The organism is Vibrio sp. G-C-1 (assembly GCF_021728015.1).
Lineage (GTDB): Bacteria > Pseudomonadota > Gammaproteobacteria > Enterobacterales > Vibrionaceae > Vibrio > Vibrio splendidus.
This window is the reverse complement of sequence record NZ_JAKKCR010000001.1, coordinates 112,654-135,014: the sequence shown is the minus strand read 5'-3', so window position 1 is coordinate 135,014 and position 22,361 is coordinate 112,654. Positions and strand designations below refer to the sequence as shown.

Below are 22,361 nucleotides of genomic sequence, written 5' to 3'. Positions count from 1 at the left end.
ATTCCTTATCTGGCAACGGTAGCCGCTGCCTAATCCTTATTACAATTCCAAGAAGTTCTGAATCAGCTTAGAGCCAGCTTTTGACGAACGTTCTGGGTGGAACTGAACACCATAATAGTTGCCACTTTGCACTGCCGCTGTAAACGGATTACCGTAATCACATTGTGCGATTGTGTAGTCACCCACTGGCATTGCGAAGCTGTGTACAAAGTAGAAGTACTCGCCCTCTTCAATATCTTTGAATAGAGGGTGGTTAGGTGTCGCGGTTACTGTGTTCCAACCCATGTGTGGTAATGGCAAATCACCCGTTTCAAGTAAACGAACTTCGCCATCACACAATCCTAGGCATTCAACTAACTCGTCAGCTTTTTGGCCTTTCTCTTGAGACAGTTTGCCTAACAGTTGCATACCTAAACAGATACCCAGCAGAGGCTTCTCTACTTGTTTCACAAGGCTAACAAGGTCACGCTCTTGCAAGTTCTTCATTGCCTCACTTGCTGTACCTACTCCTGGTAGGAACAGCTTGTCCGCAGCTAGAACAACTTTTGGTTCTTTCGAAATTTCAACTGCGTAGCCCAGACGTTCAATCGCAAACTTCACTGAGGAAACGTTGGCACAACCAGTATCAATAATAACGACTTTTTGATCTTTCATTGTTTTTCCTTGCTAACGTTAGCCTTACAGAACGCCTTTGCTGCTTGGTAACTCATTACCTTCAACTTTGATTGCTTGACGAAGAGTACGACCAAACGCTTTGAACAGGCTCTCAATAATGTGGTGATCATTATTACCAGCTGAAGAAAGGTGCAATGTACAAGCCAGTGTATCGGTTAAAGAACGGAAGAAGTGAACCACCATCTCCGTCGAAAGGTCACCCACTTGCTCGCGGCTAAACTTAGCATCAAATTTTAGGTACGGACGACCAGATAGGTCTAGAGCACACTGAGCTAAGCACTCATCCATAGGCAGGCTGAAACCGAAACGGCCGATACCACGTTTATCGCCTAATGCATCTTTAAGCGCTTGGCCTAAAGCGAGAGCGGTGTCTTCGATTGTGTGGTGATCATCAATGTGTAGGTCGCCCTTCACAGTCAGGTTCATTTGGAAACCGCCGTGTGTCGCGATTTGATCAAGCATGTGATCGAAGAAACCCATGCCAGTATCGATCTTGTTACCACCGGTTTCATCAAGGTTTACGGCTACCTTAATGTCAGTTTCTTTCGTTGTACGAACCACTTCAGCGACACGAGCATTAACCGTTAAATCTTTAACGATCTGTGGCCAGTTGAGTGTGCCTTCCGTTTCTGCATCCGGGCCATATTGAATGCCGCGGATTGCCATGTTTTCTGCAAGTTGAAGATCCGTCATTCGATCGCCAATGACAACAGAATGTTGGAAGTCGACTTTGCCGCCTTGTAGGTATTCTTTAACCATACCCAGTTTTGGTTTACGGCAAGAACAGTTGTCTTCATCAAAGTGAGGGCAAATAAGCACATCGTCAAACTTAACGCCTTGAGACTCAAAGAACTCCATCATCATATTGTGCGGAGCATCGAACTCTTCTTGTGGGTAGCTATCTGTGCCTAGACCATCTTGGTTAGTCACCATCACTAAACAGTAACCCGCATCTTGCAATGCCAGTAGGCTAGGGATCACTAGCGGTTCGAATTTTAGTTTGTCTAAACGGTCTACTTGAAAGTCGACTGGCGGCTCAACAATTAAGGTGCCATCACGGTCTATAAAAAGTATTTTCTGTTGTTTACTCACTTGAACTTCCTTTTAATTTTAAATCTGCTGGCCTAGCTAAAATCAAACGCTAACCCAAAATATTGGTTTCATTTACCAGTCTGTTTTTAATCAACTCAGACTGACAAATGTTATTAATGGTAAGCCTTTCGTTACTGAAAAAAGTTACGAATGAATCCAAGTGTCTTTTCGCACTCTTCGCGGTTACCAATACTAATACGAACACAGTCTTCAATTGGCGAATTACGCAAGATGATGCCAGTGTCCCATGCCGCTTTGAACAACTCATCGCCGTTCGGGAATTTAACCAGCAAGTAGTTACCCCAACCATCAAATACCGTCACTTGAGGCATACCCAACAAGCCAGCTTGCAAATACGCTCGGTTAGCACTTAAATCCAAAACTTGGAACTTCGCTCGCGCAAGCCCTTGTTCAGAAAGCGCTTGAACGGCAATGTCAGCAACTGGAATTGGAACTGGGTAAGGCGCAATCACTTTCAACAGTACATCGATAAGCGCTTTGTTCGCCAGCGTAAAGCCACAACGTAAACCCGCCAGAGCAAAAGCTTTCGACAAGGTACGCAGAATCGCAAGGTTCGGGTATTGCTCAAGCAAGTCGACCGTTGACGCTTCTGGACAGAAATCGATATACGCTTCATCCATCACCACAATCGCTTTGTCTTGCGTCATTTCAAGCAGTTTGATGATGTCTTTGCGATCAACCAAGTTACCCGTTGGGTTGTTTGGGCTACAAACAAACACTACTTTTACGTTGTCTAGTTGAGCTTCAATCGCGGGAAGATCCAATTGCCATTCAGCAGTTAAAGGCACAACCTTGCGCTCAACACCAATCGTCTCGGCACTGATGGCGTACATACCGTAAGTCGGAGGGCAGTACAGAATCGAATCTTCGTTCGGCTCACAGAAAGCTCGAATCAAAAGTTCGATACCTTCGTCAGCGCCACGAGTGGTCAGCGTTTGCTCTGATTTTACGCCTGCATATTGAGCGTAAGCATCGATCAGCTCTTTAGGCTGGCACTCGCTGTAGCGATTAAGACGAGACAAGTTTAGGTTGTACTCGTTATCAAACGGAGACTCGTTAGCGTTTAGCCACACATCTCCGCTGCCACCAATGCGTCTTGCAGACAAGTAAGGTGTAAGAGCCTGAACTTGTTTTCTTGCTAACTTTTCCATGCCCTACCCTTATTTCGCTTTATTTAGCTGTTCAAATCGATTTAATTTTTCAACTCGTATGGTCACAGCACGTTTGTGCGCATCCAAACCTTCGGCTTCCGCCATTGTGACTACCGTTGGCGCTAGGCCTTTCAAGCCATCAGCCGTTAACTCTTGTACCGTCATACGCTTAGAGAAATCAGCCAAACCTAAACTTGAATAGGTTTTGGTATAACCGTAAGTAGGAAGAACGTGATTTGTACCTGATGCGTAGTCACCTGCAGACTCTGGAGACCAGTCACCAAGGAAGATTGAACCTGCATTGTCTAGTAACGGCAGCAATTCACGTGGATTCTTGGTCTGAACAATCAAGTGCTCTGGGCCGTAGAAATTAGAAATCGCGATCGCTTGAGTGATCGATTCAGCAATGATGATTAGGCTTGAAGCCAATGCTTGCTGAGCGATGTTCGCACGAGACAGTTCTTTCAGTTGCTTCTGAACCGCATCGGTTACTTGGTCGGCAATAACTGGCGATGGTGTTACTAATACAACCTGTGAATCTGGGCCATGTTCAGCTTGGCTCAGTAGATCAGCAGCAATGAAGTCAGCATCTGCAGTTTCGTCTGCAATTACCATCACCTCCGATGGGCCTGCTGGCATATCAATAGCAGAGCCACGGAAGTCGTTACTCACTTGGCGCTTAGCTTCCGTTACGTACGCATTACCAGGACCGAAAATTTTATCTACTTTAGAGACACTCTCCGTACCATACGCCATGGCAGCAACGGCTTGACCACCACCTACATTGTAAACCTCATCGATTTTACAAAGATTAGCGACATACAAGATTTCATCCGCGATTGGCGGAGGTGAACAAAGCACAACCTTGCGGCAACCCGCGATTTGAGCGGGTACACCTAACATAAGAACCGTTGACGGAAGTGGCGCGCTGCCACCCGGAATATAAAGGCCAACAGTATTAATAGCGCGTGTCACTTGCTCACACACAACGCCTGGCTGTGTTTCAACCTTAATTGGCTGCGGCTTCTGAGCTTCGTGAAACTTAGCAATATTGCTATAAGCTTGCTCTAACGCTTGCTTCATTTCTGGTGTTAAACGAGCACATGCCTCTTCAATCTCAGTCGAGCTGACTCGAATGGATTCTGGAGTCACACGATCGAACTTTTCAGTCAGTTCTTTAAGTGCGGCATCGCCTTCATTTCGTACTTTTGCAATAACATCAGAAACAGTCGCTGTGATGTTTGCACCTTCAGTAATAGCTGGACGCTCTAGTACCGAGTCTTGCTGTGATTCACTTAAAGATTGCCAAACAACGGTTCTCATCGTCACTACCCCATCATTTTTTCGATTGGTAATACTAGAATCGAGCTTGCACCCAACTCTTTCAGCTGTTCCATAGTTTCCCAGAACAAGTTCTCGGTACTTACAAGGTGAACGGCAACTTTGTCTTTGTCTGTTGATAGTGGAAGAACAGTAGGATCTTCAGCGCCAGGCAATAATGCTTTGATTTGCTCTAGCTGAGATGTTGGCGCGTGAAGCATGATGTACTTCGACTCTTTCGCTTGTTGAACACCCTGCATACGAGTCAGTAGTTTTTCAATTAATGCTTCTTTGTCTGCATCAAATTCGCCAGTGCGTTGAATTAACGTTGCTTTAGATTGGAAGATAGCCTCTGCTTCTTTTAGGCCATTTGCTTCTAGCGTCGCACCTGTAGAAACTAAATCGGCGATAGCGTCTGCTAGGCCTGCGCGAGGCGCAACTTCAACCGAACCCGTTAGCATACAAGCGCTGAATTCAACACCCTGCTCGTCCATGTAGGCTTTCAGTAGTTGTGGGTAAGTTGTCGCAATACGTTTACCCGCTAGATCTTGTGGGCCGTTGTATTCTTCGTCTTTGTTAATCGCGATAGAAAGACGGCAACCACCGAAGTCTAAACGACGTAGTGTGCGAAACTCTGATGGCTCTTTTAAAGCAACACGGTCTAGGCGAACTTCTTCTAGTTCATTTTCACCGATGAAACCAAGGTCAACCACACCATCCATGATAAGACCTGGGATGTCGTCATCACGAACTAATAACAAGTCGATTGGCATATTTAGTGAATGAACAACTAAACGCTCACCCATGATGTTAAATTTAACACCACATTTTTTAAGTAGATCTTGGCACTCTTTACTTAAGCGACCTTTCTTTTGAATTGCGATTCTTAGGCGTTGTGTCTGCATTGCTGTATCCCTGTGCAAATATTTGAATTTATTGATTATTTAAAAGTGCTAAAACTAAAAAACCCTCGGAAGACTTTGTCGTCCCGAGGGTTTAAATCTAAATTCTTTGACTTAACCTCCGGGAGAATTCTTGCTCCCGGGTATACGTAAATCTCCCCGAAAGACTAGATAGGGTGATGATGGTGATGAATGTTCATTACTAATTTACGCATACTTATCAGCTCTTAGGTTGTTTGCTGTCTTGTCTCCACACTAACTAAGCTGACACCCTTTTTCAACCATTTATTCGAACTTTTTTCACGAAATTTAAAATTAAATTAACGAGCACAAAAAAAGGGAGGCAAACGCCTCCCTTTTCATTATTCAATCAAGTGATGATTAGCTTTTGCACGTCGACATTTTACAACGTGAGAAATAAGCCAATGCAAAACATACTGCCACAAACGTTAGAGACGCTGCGCCGAACGCGATGCCAGTTGATGATGTCATACCTAGAGTGATGAAGCCGATACACGATACGAACGCCACAGACAGCGCATAAGGAAGCTGAGTCGATACGTGGTCAATGTGGTTACAACGAGCACCGGTAGAAGACAGAATCGTTGTGTCAGAGATTGGAGAACAGTGGTCACCAAATACAGAACCAGCAAGAACCGCACTTAACATCGGTAGAATCAGCGCGATGTCAGAGGCTGCAGCCATGTCACCCGCGATAGGTAGCATGATACCGAACGTACCCCATGATGTACCTGTCGAGAACGCCATTAGGCCAGCAAGAAGGAACAAAATAACGGGTAGCCAGTGGTAATCAATATTGCCAGTTGCTAGAGATGATAGGTACGAACCTGTTTTCATGTCACCGATGACAGAACCGATAGTCCATGCAAACACAAGAATCAGGATCGCGCCAAACATAGAGCTAGCACCGATCCACATTGTTCTTGCGATATCAGACATTGGTAGCTTTTGCTTAAACACTGTCGCTAGCGCAACAAGCAGACCTAAAACACCACCGTAAACAAGAGACTTGCCTACATCTGTATTTTCGAACGCACCAAGCAGGTTGAATGCTTGACCGTCAGCAGCCAGCGCTTGGCCACCCGTGTAAAGCATAGCGGCAACTGTTGCTACGATTAACGATACGATTGGCATAACGAGATCAGAAACAGAACCGTTTTCGCTCTCTTGAATGTCTAGCTCTTCGTTTAGATCGTGAGCTTGCTTTTGATCGTTGTCGCCTTCAAAGCCACGGCCTTGAGATGCTTCGATCTCATGTTCACGCATCTTACCAACGTCTAGACCGAACCACGCAACGGCAAATACCATTAATAGTGCGAACACCGCGTAGAAGTTCATTGGGATAAGACGAACGTAAGCACCCAGTGCAGAATACTCTGTCACACCGTGTGTCACTAGGATGCCACCAATAATAGTGATGATGTAAGCACCCCAACTAGAAGCCGGCATAATCACACACATTGGAGCAGCGGTAGAATCTAGAATATAAGCTAACTTAGCGCGAGATACGTAGAAGCGGTCTGTTACAGGACGAGAGATAGCACCTACCGCTAAGCTGTTGAAGTAATCATCGACAAAGATGAATACGCCTAAGAAGGCAGCAAGTAGTTTTGAACCACGTTTGCTCTTCACACGAGACTGTGCCCACTCAGCGAATGCGCGAGTACCACCAGATAGTGTGAGTAATGCAGTTGTCATTCCGAGAATAATTAGGAATGCGATGATGCTCATGTTCCAAGTGTTAATGCCACCATCTTCGATGAAAACACCAGATGCTTTAGTGAACACGTAACTAGCTGCGTTACCTACTGAGTAGTCAGCAAGTAGAATCGCACCCATAAAGATACCAACACCTAAGGAAACCAATACACGGCGGGTAACAATTGCTAAAGTCAATGCAACCAAAGGAGGAAGCAGCGATAAAGGCGATGTTGCAAAATCTATTAAATTCATGATCTTCAAAAACCAGTTTTTTATTTGGCTAGAGATCTACTGCAGACAAACTTGATACGACTTATCAAGCTCATGTTGAACTAAGCGAAAGGGAAGTGAACACTTCACCCAACCCTACAGTAGCGCTCCATAGTTTAAAATTAAGACTATGGCAGTGTTGTACCTATTGAGCACAACCCCAGCAAATTGCTTAGATATACAATTTACTTCGGCAATTAGACCTTTCATTCCCGCTCATTGGCATCACCCCAACGAAAACTACTTTTTATAATTGCACCTCTACGTGCGATAACATTATTAACTGTGTAAACCAGAGTTTAACAACAAATTAACCAAAGCATCGCATCAGGTAGCCGCAATTGTACCCATCAAGAGCAACAATGCAACATATCATTCCGACAAAAATGTCTTTTTGTTAATGAACTAATCAATAAAAAATAGTCTACATATAACAATTACTCCACCAGTCACATATCGATTTTTAAGATAATCTTAATAATTATTATAAATTCATCAAAAGTGAGTCGTTTCTTTTTCAACTATTCATCTCACTTTTATATTTAAATAACCAATACAAGAAATACTATTTGTTTTATTCCTAGGCTCTGTTTATTATTAGGAGGATTATTTAGTTTACCTTGATGGGAAATATCATGTCTGAATTAACAAAAACACTATTAAATATCCGCAGCCTTCGTGCGTTCTCACGTGAATTAACTCTTGAGCAACTTGAAGAAGCGCTAGACAAGCTGACTATTGTTGTACAAGAGCGTCAAGAGTCTGAAGCTGAAGAACGTGCTGCTAAAGCAGAGCAAGAAGCTAAGCTTTCTGCTATTGCTGAACAAATTGCAAAAGACGGAATTGATGTTGCAGATCTTATTGCTGCACTTTCTGGTGAAGCAAAATCTAAAACAACTAAAGCTAAACGTGCTCCTCGCCCAGCGAAATACAAATACGTAGACGCAAACGGCGACGAGAAAACTTGGACAGGTCAAGGCCGTACGCCTTCAGCTATCCAAGAACAACTAGATGCTGGTAAATCTCTAGAAGAGTTTGCTCTTTAAGGCATCGTGTTTGCTAAGTGAATAATCAATAAAACACTAAGCAATAGAATTAATATTAAGTCGACTAAAGTATTATTTACGGCTTCAATATATTCAGAAACAAAAAAGGCTCCTTTCGGAGCCTTTTTTATATTTCACTATTAGAAATATAAATGAAAAAGATAAAAATATCTTATCTTTCCCAGTATGCTTCTTCTAGACTGTCTTCTCTTTCAGGAAGGCCACGAGACAAGCGAGGAGAGTGCTGAACCAACACTTCATAACTTGCACGGTTTGAATATTTACAAACTTGTGAAAAAGATGAATACGTTAAAAATGCATGTTGATGCTTGCTAGAGTTCGGCACATTTTCTTTATGATATTTATTTGCTGCCATATCATGTAATAAAGCCGACAACGCCGCATCCCCTGCACCATTGGTATTTTTGATCTTTTCTGGACCACCCATGTAAGGGGCAATATGCGAATAGATCTTCGTTGGGTTGTCACACAAGTCTTTATGCGCAGGACGGCTAAACTCATAGCGGTTAAATTCTGCAATCGAGCCTGGTAACAACGGCAATGAAGTTTCACGCTTCACCGCGTCTTCAGTATAACCCGCCATGAATAAGCCAACAGGGCCTGCCGTACATAGAACTAAGTCTACCCACTCTAGTGCTTTGTCTGAAGCAGCAAGCGGATCGCTTTCTCCTGTTAAGGCTTCAGCTTCGTCTTCATTCATCGCAACAACGGTGACGTGCTGTTCAAGGAAATCTTTCCAGAACTCGGGATCATCTTGAATAACGAACTTAGTACCAAGAGTTAAAACAACAGGCACATCGTATTTCTTCGCGTATTCGATAGCTTTCATTGTTGCTTCAGGCATAGGGTCACCTGGTTTACAACGAACTAAATACGCCGTTAACACTAAAGCAGAAGCACTTTTGAAAATTTTCTCAGGGATGCTTTCTGGTTTTAATTGGTTCATTTGTCCTTCGCTAATTGCGAAAGTACGTTCACCATCTTCTGTAATTAATGCAAAGCAGCGACCAATTGCGCCATCTACCCCTTGTAAATGGTTCAGATCCATTCTGCTTGATGTATTACATAAATAGCGGTAACCGTAGCTACCAATCTTAATATCTTGGCTCATTACACCCAATAGCGTTGAACGGTCATCCGCAAGTACTGAATAGTTGTGTAATGTATTACCAATTGTGCCACCAGCGTATTCATTGGTGATCAGGCACTGTTCTTTTAATTCTTGATACAAGGATTCAGCAGCTTCATCACCAATAACCAGTGAGTGTCCCTTACTTAGGCCATATTTTTCGATTAGCTCAGAACTCACTTTCGCTTCAATATCCACCAAAGTTTGGTCAATACCGATAATATGAGTACGTGACATTCTTTTGCTAGTTTGAGCTTGGCTTACTAAAGGATCACGAGCGTGAACCGGAAAATAGTGCTTTGATTTACGTTGTCCAGGGAATTTCATAAGGCTAGTCTAAGTCAAGGGGAAATAGGTGGCGGATTCTACCGCGCTATATTTAACGCGGCAATCTTTCAAACTATAGCAAACGTTTGCGAGGCTATTTTTTTATTCGCCTTCCATAAAGCTTAAGTCAGGTAGCATACCCAAATGCTCGGCGTAACGTTTTTGATTAAACTCAGCGCCGTTTTTCATTACATCAAATACTTCAATAGCCAGTGCACATGCCATAGCCGCAATCGCCTCTTCACGAGGAGTTCCTGTCATCATTAAACGCATCAGCGTCTCTTTCACTTTCACAGGTTGGCCATCTTCAAGTTGGTTTTCGATAATCTCGATCAACTGTTCTTCTTGCATAAACTCATTTTGTTCAGACATTTTTTATCTCAGGTCTTGGATTTCGAGCGACTATGCCACATATAGATCTGACATCCTAGCGAGTCTCCTCGCGTTCATGCGATTCTCTAACGAATTCAGCGCAATATTTGTGCAAATGAAACTGTGATTCCGGTCTCGGATCTGTCGCGGTGTTTCTCTTTCTGTTAGAATCTGCGACCAAGTAATAGTAACGGTGTTTAGACATGTCAGATATCAGCTCTGGAAACAGCGAAAAGAAAGTAATTGTCGGTATGTCCGGCGGTGTAGATTCGTCAGTATCGGCGTATCTTCTTCAGCAACAAGGCTATCAGGTAGAAGGCCTTTTCATGAAAAACTGGGAAGAAGACGATAACGAAGAATACTGCACGGCAGCTGAAGACCTTGCTGATGCTCAAGCGGTATGTGACAAACTAGGTATCCACCTTCACACTATCAACTTTGCAGCAGAGTACTGGGATAATGTATTCGAGTACTTTCTTGAAGAATACAAAGCGGGTCGTACACCGAACCCAGATATCCTTTGTAACAAAGAAATCAAATTCAAAGCATTCTTAGAGTTTGCGGATGAAGTATTAGACGCAGACTACATCGCGATGGGTCACTATGTTCGTCGTACTTTCCCAACACAAGAAGAGCTCGATGCTGGCGTAAAACCAGAAATGCTGCGTGGCTTAGACGGCAACAAAGACCAAAGCTATTTCCTATATACGCTAAGTTCAGATCAAGTGGCACGCAGCCTATTCCCAGTTGGTGAATTAGAGAAGCCTGAAGTGCGACGCATTGCTGAAGAGCAAGACTTGATCACTGCGAAGAAAAAAGACTCAACAGGTATCTGCTTTATTGGTGAGCGAAAGTTCACAGAATTCCTTGGCAAATATCTACCGGCTCAACCAGGTAACATCGAGACACCTGAAGGCCAAGTTATTGGTCAACACCAAGGTTTGATGTACCACACGCTAGGTCAACGTAAAGGCCTGCATATCGGTGGCACCAAAGGCGGCGGCGGTAATGAAGACCCATGGTTTGTTGGTGAAAAAGACCTTAAACGTAATGTTCTGATCGCGGTACAAGGTAAAGACCACCCTCTTTTAAAATCAGAAGGTTTGATCGCTTCTCAGCTTCATTGGGTAAATCGCACACCAATTACTGAAGTTATGACATGCACGGTAAAAACACGTTACCGTCAGACTGATATTCCTTGTACAATCATCCCAATTGACGATGATAACATTAAGGTTATCTTCGATGAACCGCAAATCGCTGTAACGCCAGGCCAGTCGGCTGTGTTCTACCAAGATGAAGTATGTCTTGGTGGTGGTATCATCGAAAAACGCATCTAATCTAATCGAACGAACAACAAACGATAGAAAACAACTAGGAGTTACTACGTGGCTAATACACTTTATGACCGTACTATTGCTTTCGCTGGAATTTGCCAAGCTGTGGCTTTGGTTCAACAAGTAGCGAAAGACGGCCGTTGTGATAAAGATGCCTTCGAAGCTTCACTCAATGCCATTTTAAATACTAACCCAGCGAACACTGTGGGTGTATTTGGCCGTGAGGCGAACCTAAAGCTAGGCCTTGAATGCTTAGTAAAAGGTATCGACAGTACTCCCGCTGGTAGCGACATTACTCGCTACATCATCAGCTTGATGGCGCTTGAACGCAAACTATCTGCTCGCAATGACTCTATGTCACAGCTTGGCGATCGTATTCAAACTGCAGAGCGTCAAACTGAGCACTTCGATCTGTTTGACGAGCAAATGATCAGCAACCTTGCGAGCATCTACTTAGATGTAGTGAGCCCTATTGGCCCTCGTATTCAGGTTTCTGGTACGCCAGCAGTACTTCAACAGACATCGAGCCAGCATAAGGTTCGTGCTCTGCTGCTATCAGGAATTCGAAGCGCTGTGTTATGGCGTCAAGTTGGCGGTAAACGTCGCCACCTTATCTTCGGTCGCAAGAAGATGATCGAGCAGGCTCAAATCCTGCTAGCTCGCATGTAATTTATTAGCTCGCGCCTCGTCGCGAGCTTGTTTTTTGTACCAACACAATTCTCACGCAAACGATTGCGCAATATGCGTGACAATTGAGATTGTTACTGGTATAAACCTCTCAAAATTTAGAAAACTCAATTCAGGAGAACACCATGGAACTGTCAGCATTGACTGCTGTTTCACCAGTAGACGGCCGTTACGGAAGCAAGACTGTTGCATTACGCAGCATCTTTAGTGAGTTTGGCCTACTAAAGTACCGCTCTATCGTTGAAGTTCGTTGGTTACAAAAGCTTGCAGCTACAGATGCAATCAAAGAAGTGCCAGCGTTTAGTGCAGAAGCTAACCAGTTTCTTGATGAACTAGCTGCTAACTTCAGTGAAGAAGATGCTCTACGTATCAAAGAGATCGAGCGCACGACTAACCACGACGTTAAAGCGGTTGAGTACTTCTTGAAAGAGAAAGTTGCTGGCGTTCCTGAACTTCACGCTGTAAACGAATTTATTCACTTTGCATGTACTTCTGAAGACATCAACAACACCTCTCACGCGCTTATGCTTAAAGAAGCTCGTGATACCGTGATTCTTCCAGAAATCCGCAACGTAATTGATGCTATCAAAGCACTTGCGAACGAGTACCGTGATATTCCATTACTGTCTCGCACACACGGTCAGCCAGCTTCTCCTTCTACTATGGGTAAAGAGATGGCTAACGTTGCGTACCGTATGGAACGTCAATACAAGCAAATCGAAAACGTTGAGATCCTAGCGAAAATCAACGGTGCTGTAGGTAACTACAACGCACACCTTTCTGCATACCCAGAAGTTGAATGGCACCAGTTCAGCGAAGAGTTCATCACTGAATCTCTTGGCGTAACTTGGAACCCGTACACAACTCAAATCGAACCTCACGATTACATCGCTGAGCTGTTTGATGCTGTTGCTCGTTTCAACACAATCCTTCTGGACTTCGACCGTGACGTTTGGGGCTACATCGCTCTTGGTCACTTCAAGCAGAAGACTATTGCTGGCGAAATCGGCTCTTCTACAATGCCGCATAAAGTTAACCCAATTGACTTCGAAAACTCTGAAGGCAACCTTGGTCTAGCGAACGCAGTATTTAGCCACCTAGCACAAAAACTTCCAGTTTCTCGCTGGCAGCGTGACCTTACTGACTCTACGGTTCTTCGTAACCTAGGTGTTGGTGTTGGCTACGCAATCATTGCATACACTTCGACTCTGAAAGGTATTAGCAAGCTTGAAGTTAACCGTGCTGCGCTACTTGCTGAACTAGACAAAAACTGGGAAGTATTGGCTGAACCAGTACAAACAGTAATGCGTCGTTACGGCATCGAGAAGCCATACGAAAAGCTAAAAGAGCTAACTCGTGGTAAACGTGTAGATGGCGAAGGCATGCGTGCATTCATCGATGGTCTTGAAATCCCTGCAGACGAGAAAGTACGTCTAAAAGAGATGACGCCAGCGAACTACATCGGTCAAGCAATCGAGCTAACTGACAAGCTGTAAGATTCGAAGTTCGAATCACAGAATAGACTAAGGCTTCCCATGTGGAAGCCTTTTTGTTGCGTAGAACAAATGTCTCGAACAGTAGTCCCTAAGTAAACAACAGTCGTCAATCAAACCTGACTTGTCCTACTCACCTCCCCCATTCAAATACTGCAAGCCACATTAGACAAACATCCTTAAATGCCAAGATCAAAAAAGGCCTCCCGAAGGAAGCCTTTAGAATACCTATTGCCGCTTAACGACAACTGCTTGTATTAGAAATTATATGTTACGTAGAGACGCAATACGCTTGTCTAGCGGTGGGTGGCTCATTAGAAGCTCTGTTAGAGACTTCTTACCGTTGATACCAAATGCCATCATAGAACCTTCTAGTTGTGGCTCATGGCTCACCTTTAGGCGCTCTAGCGCTGCAATCATCTTCTCTTTACCTACTAGGTTCGCTGCACCTGCATCGGCATGGAATTCACGATGACGGCTATACCACATCGTAATGAAGCTTGCTAAGAAACCAAATACCAATTCCAACACCATAGACACACCGAAGTACACCATCATGTTGCTGCCGCCCTCTTCTTCGTTATCGTTCGACGCAACAATGTTGGCGATGAAACGAGATAAGAAGATAACAAACGTGTTCACAACACCCTGCATTAACGTCATGGTCACCATGTCGCCGTTTGCGATGTGGCTCACTTCATGCGCTAATACAGCTTCAGCTTCATCACGCGTCATGTTGTGCAGCAGACCTGTTGATACTGCTACCAATGAATCGTCACGCTTAGCACCCGTCGCGAATGCGTTGATGTCTGGCGAGTCGTAGATCGCCACTGTTGGCATACCAATACCAACTTGTTGAGATTGACGGCTTACCGTCTCCATCAACCAATGTTCTGTTTCGTTACGTGGGCTTTCAATTACCATGCCGCCTACTGAGCGTAGCGCCATTTTCTTTGACATCATTAATGAGATGAATGAACCGCCAAAACCAAACACCGCAGCCATTAACAACAAGCCTGAAAGGCTTCCTGGTTGCATACCTGTGACTGCATATACAATATTAAGAACAACACTTAGTACCAATACAACCGCAAGGTTGGTTGCAAGGAACAACATTACTCGCTTCATTACTTATCTCCGCATGAAAGCTGTTTTTATAAAACTTATTGTTATAGACAAGGCAGACAGCAATAGATTCCAACCTTGAAGACTTATACTTACTTATACATATAGTCTTAGATTAAGAAAACAAGGTTAAGCATTAAATTGCAACATTTGATTACGAGATTGTAGATGAGTTAATCACGGTCTATTAGACCTAAGTCGTATGGTGTCGATATAACAATCCGTTTACAGTGACCTCAGATGATTTATTGGCTAGTCCATGTACAAAAAGGGAAGGATCATGGTTGAAGGTACTAACACTCAAATGGCTATCGATTTACTGTGCTGTCACCTAGGGATTACTGAAGAAGAAGCAAAAAAGCAGATTGGGATCCTAACTCCACAAACGGCACAGACAAAAATCACAGAAACGCAACAAGCATTAATGGGACTGACAAAAGAACATTAATCCCAAACTTGTTCAAAAGACCCGTTTTTACAAACGTATGGTCTAAAGGCTTAACATAGCAAAAGGGCTGCAATCGCAGCCCTTTTCTTATTTAGTACACAAGGTGAGAATCAAAGCGCAAGTAAAGGCTGCACATCAATGTACTTACCAATGTTCTTAGACTTTGCTCTTGGTACGTAAGGGATTTCACCTAACTTCGGCGCACCTAGCTTGTCTTCAAGCATCGCAATAATATCAGCATAATGTTCAGTGCCTGGATTAATGCGGTTCGCTACCCAACCTACTAGGTTTAGACCATCTGCACGAATCGCTTCAGCAGTTAACAGAGCGTGGCTCAAACAGCCAAGCTTAATACCAACAGTTAGGACAACTGGAAGCTGCTCTTTCTTAACCCAACTAGATAAGTATTCGTCATCTGAAACGGGTACACGCCAACCACCAGCACCTTCAACTAAAACGATGTCAGAGTTTTGCTTATGCTCTTCTAGCTTCGCTGATAATACCGCTTCATCAACCACGACACCGTCATGCTTAGCTGCGATATGAGGTGATGATGGTAGCAACAATGCATACGGGTTAACGTCTTCGTAAGCAACATCTTGCGTCGCAGCTTCTTGAAGGTGCAATGCATCACTGTTACGTAACCCTTCAGGGTATTGTTCACACCCTGCAGCAACTGGTTTATAACCAATTGTTGATAAATCCTGTGCGGCCAAAGCTTGAAGAATCGCTTTTGAAACCACAGTTTTTCCCACTTCGGTATCCGTACCTGCAATGAATAATGCATCAATCATAATTGAATAACCCCTAAACAAACTTGATATGTTGCTGGTAAGAAACCTTGATGGTTTTTAAACTCTCGATATTCCCGTTCAACAAGCTGCAACATGCGGCGACTTGTTAAACCTTGTGAGCGACCACTTACGTGATTCGCGCCGATACCTTTAAGGTCGCGCATCAGTTCAAACGCAGTGTCGTACCAAACGGTGATGGTGGGCAAGTCTAGTTGATGAGCAGTACAGCTAGATTGCGCTAACGCAATTTTTACCTGATTGATTGTAATAAAATGGTTAACGTGTTGATGTGCGTCAATTTTGGACCATGATTTTTCCAGTTCAAACAGTGACCCATCAAGCAAAGTTGAGAAAATCACACGTCCGCCAACCGCTACAACGCGCTTCATCTCTTTTAAAGGTGAGGATAAATCATCACACCATTGCAACGCTAAGCTTGAAAAAACGATGTCAAAACACCCATCTTCAAACGGCAATTGTTCAGCATCGGCTTGTTGATATAAAGAAACCGATGCACCACAGCGCTGCTCTGCCCTTTCTAACATTCCAACAGAAAGATCAGCACACACCACTTCAGCACCACGCTTTACCATCTGCTCAGAGAAGTAGCCAGTACCACAACCTAAATCGAGCACCTTTAAGCCAGAGAGGTCTCTCGGTAGCTTATCCAGTAGTCGGTGGCCGACATCGCGCTGAAATTCAGCGTGTTTGTCATATGTTGTCGCTGCTTTACCGAAGGCTTCGGCAATCGCACTCTTATCTTGGCCTACGTAATTATGCACTACTGCTTCTTGTGACATTTACTGAGCCTCTTTCTTTAATTCAAAGCTTGATTCTATGCTTGGTTGGCTTTCAAAGTCGTTGCTTCGCTCTATTGCTTGAAGCAACGAGTCAGTTAACTGAAGAATCTGTTCCTGACTGTGATTGGCCGTTAACGTAATTCGTAAACGAGCAGTCCCAATAGGCACCGTTGGTGGCCTTATTGCCGTTACCCAAACTTGATTGCGCTTTAACTCTTCAGCAATAGATAGTGCAGCTTGGGCTTCGCCGATTAAAAATGGCTTGATCGGCGTCTGAGTATCAATAAAGCCTTTCACGCCACTCATCTGCTCAGCATAAAGGGCGCCAAGTTCTGTCAACTTCTCACGACGCCACTCTTGCGTCTGAATCATCTTACAAGCATGAGACAAAGCCACCGCTTGTGAAGGGGGCATCGCTGTCGAATACACATGATGACGAGCAAACTGAGTTAAGTAGTCACCCACCTCTGACGAACAAAGAATCGCAGCACCAGAAAGGCCAAATGCTTTACCAAAAGTCACCACCAAGATATCAGGTGAGATTTGTGCCGCACTGCAGCTCCCAGCCCCTTTATCACCTAATACGCCAATACCGTGGGCATCATCAACCGCCAACCAACTGTCGTATCGATTAGTCAGGTTAAATATCTGGCTAAGAGGCGCTTTGTCGCCATCCATGCTGAACACACCTTCAGTCACAACTAACGATTGTGGAGAGCGACTTAGTAAAGACTCGAGGTGCTGCGTATCGTTGTGCTTGAAACGTTTCATTGTCGCAGGAGAAAGCATCCCCGCTTCCATCAAAGAGGCGTGGTTAAGCTTATCTTGCAGTAGAGAATCGTCTTTCTCGAGCAGAGAAAACAACAAGGCTTGATTAGCACTGAAACCAGAACTAAAGAGAATGGCACGTTCAAAGCCAAGCCATTCACACAGCTGAGCCTCTAAATTTCGATGAGCAGGACTAAAGCCCGTGACCAATGGCGATGCTGCACTGCCAGCACCATATTGGGAAAGTCCGGTTTGCCATGCATCGACCAGTTCAGGATCGTTTGCCAAACCTAAATAGTCATTACTCGAAAAATTAATGAAGCTAGAACCTTCGCTCGTAAGCAAAGGACCATTACTGTTTTCTAACACTTTAAGTTGACGAGTTAACCCTTGCTCACGGCGATGAGCAAGGGCATCTTTAATACGAGATTTAAACAGTGGCATCGTAGAACATGTCATCTTTCGTTGGACGAGCAGCAACGCGCTCCACCACTTGATCTAACAGTTCGTTTTCTTGAATTTCATCAGGCTTCTGAGCCACTTGTTGGCTGTTGATACCTAACTTCTTAAACAGCTGCATATCCGTGTCTTCATCTGGGTTTGGTGTAGTCAGTAGCTTACAACCGTAGAAGATAGAGTTCGCGCCAGCCATGAAACACATCGCTTGCATCTGTTCATTCATATTCTCACGACCCGCTGATAGACGAACCGCAGACATTGGCATCATGATACGAGCAATGGCAATCAGTTTGATAAAATCGAAAGACTCAACATCGTCGACGTTTTCCATCGGTGTGCCTTTCACTTTTACGAGCATGTTGATTGGCACACTTTCAGGGTGTACAGGAAGGTTAGCAAGTTCAACAAGTAAGCCGGCACGGTCATTGGTGCTTTCACCCATACCAATAATACCACCAGAGCAGATCTTCATACCGGCATCACGCACGTGAGATAAGGTATCTAAACGATCTTGGTAAGTACGAGTAGTAATGATGCTGCCGTAAAACTCAGGAGACGTATCAAGGTTATGGTTGTAGTAATCCAAACCCGCATCCGCTAACTCACCCGCTTGATCGGGCGTTAACATGCCCAGTGTCATACAGGTTTCCAAACCCATCCCTTTCACACCTTTGATCATGTCGGTAAGGTGAGGCATATCGCGCTCTTTCGGGTTTTTCCATGCAGCGCCCATACAAAAGCGAGTTGAGCCCGCATTCTTAGCTTTTAGCGCAGCATCCAAAACACGCTCGACTTCCATTAAGCGTTCTTTGTCGACATCCGTTCGGTAGTGAGCACTTTGAGGGCAGTACTTACAATCTTCAGGACAAGCACCCGTCTTTATCGATAGAAGCGTACTCACTTGCACGTGGTTGTGCTCTTGGTACCGTCTATGAACGACTTGAGCTTCAAACATTAAATCCATAAACGGTTTTTCAAGCAGTGCTGTTACTTCAGCAACTGTCCAGTCATGACGAACTTCCACGTGTCGATCCTTTTTTATTATTTGATGTTGCATCTCTATTAATAGAGATTGCATTTATGCTTGGCTAGTCTACCGACAAGCTTTAGACTGTCAACACATTGATAATATCAAAAGTTTACATCTGGTTATTTTTTAACCATATCAAGAATGGAAGTTACTATGGATCTCGCCTTTGACCGCCAGCATATCTGGCATCCTTACACATCAACGTTAACACCTCTGACCTGCTACCCAGTCACCAACGCAGACGGTGTTTACCTAGAATTAGAAGGCGGAAAACGAATTATTGATGGTATGTCATCTTGGTGGTCAACCATCCACGGCTACAATCATCCAAAGCTCAATGCTGCGGCTCACAGCCAAATCGATAAGGTTTCACACGTTATGTTTGGCGGTATCACCCACCAGCCCGCTATCGATTTATGTAAGAAACTGCTGAATTTAGCGCCAAGTAATCTAGAGCACGTATTCTTGGCCGATTCAGGTTCAGTGGCCGTGGAAGTTAGCCTTAAAATGGCACTGCAGTACTGGCATGCTAAAGGGCAACCGCGTTCAAAGTTCCTAACGCTAAGAGATGGTTACCACGGTGATACCTTCGCAGCTATGTCAGTGACCGATCCGGATAACTCGATGCATAGCCTTTACAAAGGCTTTTTGCCTGAGCACATTTTCGCTGATTCGCCAAAAACCGGCTTTTGGGATGATTGGAATTCAAGTGACATCAATAGCTTTCGAGAGAAACTCACAGCCCATCATGAAGAGGTTGCCGCCGTAATCTTAGAGCCTATCGTTCAAGGCGCTGGCGGCATGCGCATCTACCACCCTGAGTTCCTAAAACAAGTTCGCTTACTGTGTGATGAATTCAACGTATTACTTATTTTGGATGAGATTGCGACCGGATTTGGCCGAACAGGCAAACTGTTCGCCTGTGAGCATGCCGATGTTCAACCCGATATCTTATGCGTAGGCAAGGCTTTAACTGGCGGCTATATGACGCTGTCAGCGACGCTTGCGAGCAAAGAAGTCGCAGACACCGTATGTGGCGGTGAAGCGGGTTGTTTTATGCACGGGCCTACCTTTATGGGCAACCCTTTAGCTTGTGCTGTGGGTGCAGCAAGTTTATCCATCATCGAGCAAGGCCATTGGAAAAATCAGACTCAACAGATTGAACAACTCTTTTCTGAGTTGCTACCACCGTTGCGAGAGCATGACCTTGTCAAAGACGTTCGTTGGTTAGGCGCTATTGGCGTTGTTGAAACACATACACCTGTCGATATGGAAACCATTCAAGCGCACTTTGTAGAGCAAGGTGTTTGGATCCGTCCTTTTGGTAAGTTAATTTATATGATGCCCCCTTTCATTAGCAAGCCTGAGCACATCGAGAAACTTGTTTCCGCTATTAATTGCGCATTAAAAGATCGCCACTGCTTTAAATAGAAGACAAAGATATTACCTCTCCTTACTGGTTCATTTGCTATCTGCAATATTGAAGTTAAGGAGAGGTGAGTTCATTATTATCGACAATAGAGAACGACCACCTTCTAACGAAGTTGGCTGTCTTTACTTGCTCTGCGATTGAACAATGAGTGACGATGCGCAACGTGTTCAAACATGGACTGGCATCCAATACAGAAACGCACGCCTTTAATCGCTAGCCGTCTCTTTTCTGATATTTCATCACCGCACTCGTCACAATAATGCAAGCTTTCCCCACTTTGAATGCTCCCTCTTACACGAGAGATTTCATCATCAATGGTATTTTGAATTTGCTGACTGACGCTATCGTCACCTGCCCATCCTACGGCCATAAGTCCTCCTCTGTATTTGCATGAGAAAATTTGTACCTACCGCGGTAAGAGCGCATTATAACCATTTCTGAGTGATGTAATAATAACCAAAATTAGAGAAACACTATTACAAATGAGTAATGAAACTGGCCCTCGACTTACTGCTTTCCGGTGTAACAGATAATAAAAAACCCAGCCGATTGACTGGGTTTTCGTATAACAGTTTTACTGATTAACCAATTAACCAATTAACCAATTAACCAATGTGCGTTACGCCGCCCATGTATGGTTGAAGTACTGTTGGGATAGCAATACGGCCATCTGCTTCTTGGTTGTTCTCAAGAATAGCAACCATAGTACGACCAACAGCAAGACCAGAACCGTTTAGTGTGTGTACAAGTTCAGGTTTCTTCTCGCCTTTACGACGGAAACGAGCTTGCATACGACGCGCTTGGAAATCCCACATGTTTGAACAAGAAGAGATTTCACGGTAAGTCTCTTGTGCTGGAACCCATACTTCTAAGTCGTAAGTTTTCGCAGAACCGAAGCCCATGTCACCTGTACATAGAATCACTTTACGGTAAGGAAGCTCTAGAAGTTGAAGTACTTTCTCAGCATGACCTGTTAGCTCTTCAAGCGCTGCCATTGAGTCTTCTGGCTTAGTGATTTGTACTAGCTCAACTTTGTCGAATTGGTGCATACGGATAAGACCACGAGTGTCACGACCGTAAGAACCCGCTTCAGAGCGGAAACATGGCGTGTGAGCTGTCATCTTAAGTGGCAGTTCAGCTTCATCAGTAATCGTGTCACGAACCATGTTCGTTACCGGTACTTCTGCCGTAGGGATAAGCGATAGAGTCTTAAGAGGTACGTCACTTACTTGTTCAGTTAGCGGGCTTGTGTGGAACAAGTCTTCGCCGAACTTAGGAAGTTGACCAGTACCGTATAGGCTATCGTGGTTCACTAGGTACGGCACGTACATTTCTGTGTAGCCGTGCTCATCAGTGTGAAGATCCAGCATGAACTGAGCAATAGCACGGTGTAGACGTGCAAATTTGCCTTTCATCACGATGAAACGAGAACCTGAGATTTTAACTGCGCTAGCAAAATCAAGACCGCCAGACATTTCGCCAAGATCTACGTGATCTTTCACTTCGAAGTCGTAAGTCTTAGGTTGACCCCAACGAGAAACTTCTACGTTGTCGTCTTCATCTTTACCGTCTGGCACTTCTGCATCAGGTAGGTTAGGAATTGACATGGTGATCGTTTCTAGCTCAGATTGAAGCTCAGCCAATGTTACTTTAGCTTGGTCTAGTTCTGCGCCTAAGTTGCCTACTTCAGCAAGGATACGCTCAGCTTCTTCATGGTCGCCTTTTGCTTTCGCTTGACCAATGGACTTCGATCGAGAGTTACGTAACGCTTGCAGCTCTTCAGTTTTCATCTGAAGGGACTTACGTTTTTCTTCAAGTTCACGAATTGTCTCTACATCAAGGGTGAAGCCTCGACGTGCTAATTTTGCCGCTGTTTCATCCAGCTCAGCTCGAAGTAATTTAGAATCCAGCATTGCTAATCCTATGCTTTAGTTATTTGA

Annotated in this window: 21 protein-coding genes, 1 riboswitch and 1 other annotated feature; of the genes, 6 read left to right on the top strand and 15 right to left on the bottom strand. The window is 44.3% G+C overall.

Annotated features, from left to right (window positions below; genetic code table 11):
* Window positions 1-39: 39 nt before the first annotated feature.
* The 6 genes from hisH to L3V36_RS00570 form a co-directional block, all read right to left on the bottom strand.
* Complete coding sequence (hisH, locus tag L3V36_RS00595) at window positions 40-654, bottom strand: imidazole glycerol phosphate synthase subunit HisH (RefSeq protein WP_004734575.1); 615 nt, start codon at window positions 652-654, stop codon at window positions 40-42.
* A 24-nt stretch (window positions 655-678) separates the two neighbouring features.
* On the bottom strand, window positions 679-1,767 hold the full coding sequence (gene hisB / locus L3V36_RS00590; protein WP_208774004.1) for a bifunctional histidinol-phosphatase/imidazoleglycerol-phosphate dehydratase HisB: 1,089 nt from the start codon (window positions 1,765-1,767) through the stop codon (window positions 679-681).
* A 131-nt stretch (window positions 1,768-1,898) separates the two neighbouring features.
* A complete protein-coding gene (gene hisC / locus L3V36_RS00585; RefSeq protein ID WP_017086080.1) occupies window positions 1,899-2,939 on the bottom strand; it encodes a histidinol-phosphate transaminase in 1,041 nt (346 codons plus the stop codon).
* Window positions 2,940-2,948: 9 nt separating this feature from the next.
* Window positions 2,949-4,268, bottom strand: coding sequence for a histidinol dehydrogenase (hisD, locus tag L3V36_RS00580; protein WP_017094422.1), 1,320 nt, complete (start codon window positions 4,266-4,268; stop codon window positions 2,949-2,951).
* Complete coding sequence (gene hisG, locus L3V36_RS00575; protein WP_029222074.1) at window positions 4,268-5,164, bottom strand: ATP phosphoribosyltransferase; 897 nt, start codon at window positions 5,162-5,164, stop codon at window positions 4,268-4,270. Before hisG ends, hisD begins: the two co-directional genes overlap by 1 nt.
* A gap of 53 nt (window positions 5,165-5,217) precedes the next feature.
* Window positions 5,218-5,353 (bottom strand) — a sequence feature (His leader region).
* A 189-nt stretch (window positions 5,354-5,542) separates the two neighbouring features.
* Entirely contained in the window at window positions 5,543-7,135 is a 1,593-nt protein-coding gene (locus L3V36_RS00570; protein ID WP_026012259.1) for a Na+/H+ antiporter NhaC family protein, read from the bottom strand.
* Between the two features lie 112 nt (window positions 7,136-7,247).
* Window positions 7,248-7,425, bottom strand: a riboswitch (Lysine riboswitch).
* A gap of 363 nt (window positions 7,426-7,788) precedes the next feature.
* Between L3V36_RS00570 and L3V36_RS00565 the strand changes: the two genes are divergently transcribed.
* Window positions 7,789-8,199, top strand: a complete 411-nt coding sequence (locus L3V36_RS00565; RefSeq protein WP_004734569.1) for an H-NS family nucleoid-associated regulatory protein — start codon at window positions 7,789-7,791, stop codon at window positions 8,197-8,199.
* A 172-nt stretch (window positions 8,200-8,371) separates the two neighbouring features.
* Here L3V36_RS00565 and L3V36_RS00560 read toward each other — a convergent pair whose 3' ends face one another.
* On the bottom strand, window positions 8,372-9,676 hold the full coding sequence (locus tag L3V36_RS00560; protein ID WP_208774002.1) for an inosine/guanosine kinase: 1,305 nt from the start codon (window positions 9,674-9,676) through the stop codon (window positions 8,372-8,374).
* 102 nt (window positions 9,677-9,778) lie between these two features.
* Complete coding sequence (locus L3V36_RS00555) at window positions 9,779-10,048, bottom strand: hypothetical protein (protein WP_004734567.1); 270 nt, start codon at window positions 10,046-10,048, stop codon at window positions 9,779-9,781.
* 203 nt (window positions 10,049-10,251) lie between these two features.
* Between L3V36_RS00555 and mnmA the strand changes: the two genes are divergently transcribed.
* The 3 genes from mnmA (at window position 10,252) to purB (ending at window position 13,568) form a co-directional block, all read left to right on the top strand.
* Window positions 10,252-11,388, top strand: a complete 1,137-nt coding sequence (mnmA, locus tag L3V36_RS00550) for a tRNA 2-thiouridine(34) synthase MnmA (RefSeq protein ID WP_004734566.1) — start codon at window positions 10,252-10,254, stop codon at window positions 11,386-11,388.
* A 48-nt stretch (window positions 11,389-11,436) separates the two neighbouring features.
* Window positions 11,437-12,054, top strand: a complete 618-nt coding sequence (gene hflD / locus L3V36_RS00545) for a high frequency lysogenization protein HflD (protein WP_004734565.1) — start codon at window positions 11,437-11,439, stop codon at window positions 12,052-12,054.
* Window positions 12,055-12,197: 143 nt separating this feature from the next.
* Window positions 12,198-13,568, top strand: a complete 1,371-nt coding sequence (purB, locus tag L3V36_RS00540) for an adenylosuccinate lyase (RefSeq protein WP_017083261.1) — start codon at window positions 12,198-12,200, stop codon at window positions 13,566-13,568.
* Window positions 13,569-13,829: 261 nt separating this feature from the next.
* Here purB and htpX read toward each other — a convergent pair whose 3' ends face one another.
* Window positions 13,830-14,693, bottom strand: a complete 864-nt coding sequence (htpX, locus tag L3V36_RS00535) for a protease HtpX (RefSeq protein ID WP_017094423.1) — start codon at window positions 14,691-14,693, stop codon at window positions 13,830-13,832.
* Window positions 14,694-14,970: 277 nt separating this feature from the next.
* Between htpX and L3V36_RS00530 the strand changes: the two genes are divergently transcribed.
* Window positions 14,971-15,138: a hypothetical protein gene (locus tag L3V36_RS00530; RefSeq protein ID WP_017078977.1), complete on the top strand. Its 168-nt coding sequence runs from the start codon at window positions 14,971-14,973 to the stop codon at window positions 15,136-15,138.
* Window positions 15,139-15,248: 110 nt separating this feature from the next.
* On the opposite strand, the gene bioD is transcribed toward L3V36_RS00530, so the two are convergent.
* Genes bioD through bioB form a run of 4 tightly spaced genes read right to left on the bottom strand, consistent with a single transcriptional unit; the run spans window position 15,249 to window position 18,983 of the window.
* The gene (gene bioD, locus L3V36_RS00525) at window positions 15,249-15,932 is read right to left on the bottom strand and encodes a dethiobiotin synthase (protein ID WP_004734548.1); all 684 of its coding nucleotides are present in this window, start codon (window positions 15,930-15,932) and stop codon (window positions 15,249-15,251) included.
* A complete protein-coding gene (gene bioC / locus L3V36_RS00520) occupies window positions 15,929-16,732 on the bottom strand; it encodes a malonyl-ACP O-methyltransferase BioC (protein WP_054541048.1) in 804 nt (267 codons plus the stop codon). Before bioC ends, bioD begins: the two co-directional genes overlap by 4 nt.
* Window positions 16,733-17,944, bottom strand: coding sequence for an 8-amino-7-oxononanoate synthase (gene bioF, locus L3V36_RS00515; protein WP_208773996.1), 1,212 nt, complete (start codon window positions 17,942-17,944; stop codon window positions 16,733-16,735).
* Window positions 17,931-18,983: a biotin synthase BioB gene (gene bioB / locus L3V36_RS00510; RefSeq protein WP_004734551.1), complete on the bottom strand. Its 1,053-nt coding sequence runs from the start codon at window positions 18,981-18,983 to the stop codon at window positions 17,931-17,933. Before bioB ends, bioF begins: the two co-directional genes overlap by 14 nt.
* A gap of 159 nt (window positions 18,984-19,142) precedes the next feature.
* Between bioB and bioA the strand changes: the two genes are divergently transcribed.
* Window positions 19,143-20,420 carry an adenosylmethionine--8-amino-7-oxononanoate transaminase gene (gene bioA / locus L3V36_RS00505; protein WP_208773994.1) on the top strand — a complete coding sequence of 426 codons (1,278 nt, stop codon included), beginning with the start codon at window positions 19,143-19,145 and terminating at the stop codon, window positions 20,418-20,420.
* A 104-nt stretch (window positions 20,421-20,524) separates the two neighbouring features.
* On the opposite strand, the gene L3V36_RS00500 is transcribed toward bioA, so the two are convergent.
* Window positions 20,525-20,791, bottom strand: coding sequence for a DksA/TraR family C4-type zinc finger protein (locus tag L3V36_RS00500; RefSeq protein ID WP_017083256.1), 267 nt, complete (start codon window positions 20,789-20,791; stop codon window positions 20,525-20,527).
* Window positions 20,792-21,026: 235 nt separating this feature from the next.
* Window positions 21,027-22,334, bottom strand: a complete 1,308-nt coding sequence (serS, locus tag L3V36_RS00495; RefSeq protein WP_004734554.1) for a serine--tRNA ligase — start codon at window positions 22,332-22,334, stop codon at window positions 21,027-21,029.
* Window positions 22,335-22,361 lie beyond the last annotated feature (27 nt).

Excerpts from the sequence above, each read along its gene's own strand:
- hisH (WP_004734575.1), bottom strand. The coding sequence starts at position 654 with ATGAAAGATCAAAAAGTCGTTATTATTGATACTGGTTGTGCCAACGTT.
- hisC (WP_017086080.1), bottom strand. The coding sequence starts at position 2,939 with ATGGAAAAGTTAGCAAGAAAACAAGTTCAGGCTCTTACACCTTACTTG.
- hisG (WP_029222074.1), bottom strand. The coding sequence starts at position 5,164 with ATGCAGACACAACGCCTAAGAATCGCAATTCAAAAGAAAGGTCGCTTA.
- L3V36_RS00570 (WP_026012259.1), bottom strand. The coding sequence starts at position 7,135 with ATGAATTTAATAGATTTTGCAACATCGCCTTTATCGCTGCTTCCTCCT.
- L3V36_RS00565 (WP_004734569.1), top strand. The coding sequence starts at position 7,789 with ATGTCTGAATTAACAAAAACACTATTAAATATCCGCAGCCTTCGTGCG.
- L3V36_RS00560 (WP_208774002.1), bottom strand. The coding sequence starts at position 9,676 with ATGAAATTCCCTGGACAACGTAAATCAAAGCACTATTTTCCGGTTCAC.
- L3V36_RS00555 (WP_004734567.1), bottom strand. The coding sequence starts at position 10,048 with ATGTCTGAACAAAATGAGTTTATGCAAGAAGAACAGTTGATCGAGATT.
- mnmA (WP_004734566.1), top strand. The coding sequence starts at position 10,252 with ATGTCAGATATCAGCTCTGGAAACAGCGAAAAGAAAGTAATTGTCGGT.
- purB (WP_017083261.1), top strand. The coding sequence starts at position 12,198 with ATGGAACTGTCAGCATTGACTGCTGTTTCACCAGTAGACGGCCGTTAC.
- htpX (WP_017094423.1), bottom strand. The coding sequence starts at position 14,693 with ATGAAGCGAGTAATGTTGTTCCTTGCAACCAACCTTGCGGTTGTATTG.
- L3V36_RS00530 (WP_017078977.1), top strand. The coding sequence starts at position 14,971 with ATGGTTGAAGGTACTAACACTCAAATGGCTATCGATTTACTGTGCTGT.
- bioD (WP_004734548.1), bottom strand. The coding sequence starts at position 15,932 with ATGATTGATGCATTATTCATTGCAGGTACGGATACCGAAGTGGGAAAA.
- bioC (WP_054541048.1), bottom strand. The coding sequence starts at position 16,732 with ATGTCACAAGAAGCAGTAGTGCATAATTACGTAGGCCAAGATAAGAGT.
- bioF (WP_208773996.1), bottom strand. The coding sequence starts at position 17,944 with ATGCCACTGTTTAAATCTCGTATTAAAGATGCCCTTGCTCATCGCCGT.
- bioA (WP_208773994.1), top strand. The coding sequence starts at position 19,143 with ATGGATCTCGCCTTTGACCGCCAGCATATCTGGCATCCTTACACATCA.
- L3V36_RS00500 (WP_017083256.1), bottom strand. The coding sequence starts at position 20,791 with ATGGCCGTAGGATGGGCAGGTGACGATAGCGTCAGTCAGCAAATTCAA.
- serS (WP_004734554.1), bottom strand. The coding sequence starts at position 22,334 with ATGCTGGATTCTAAATTACTTCGAGCTGAGCTGGATGAAACAGCGGCA.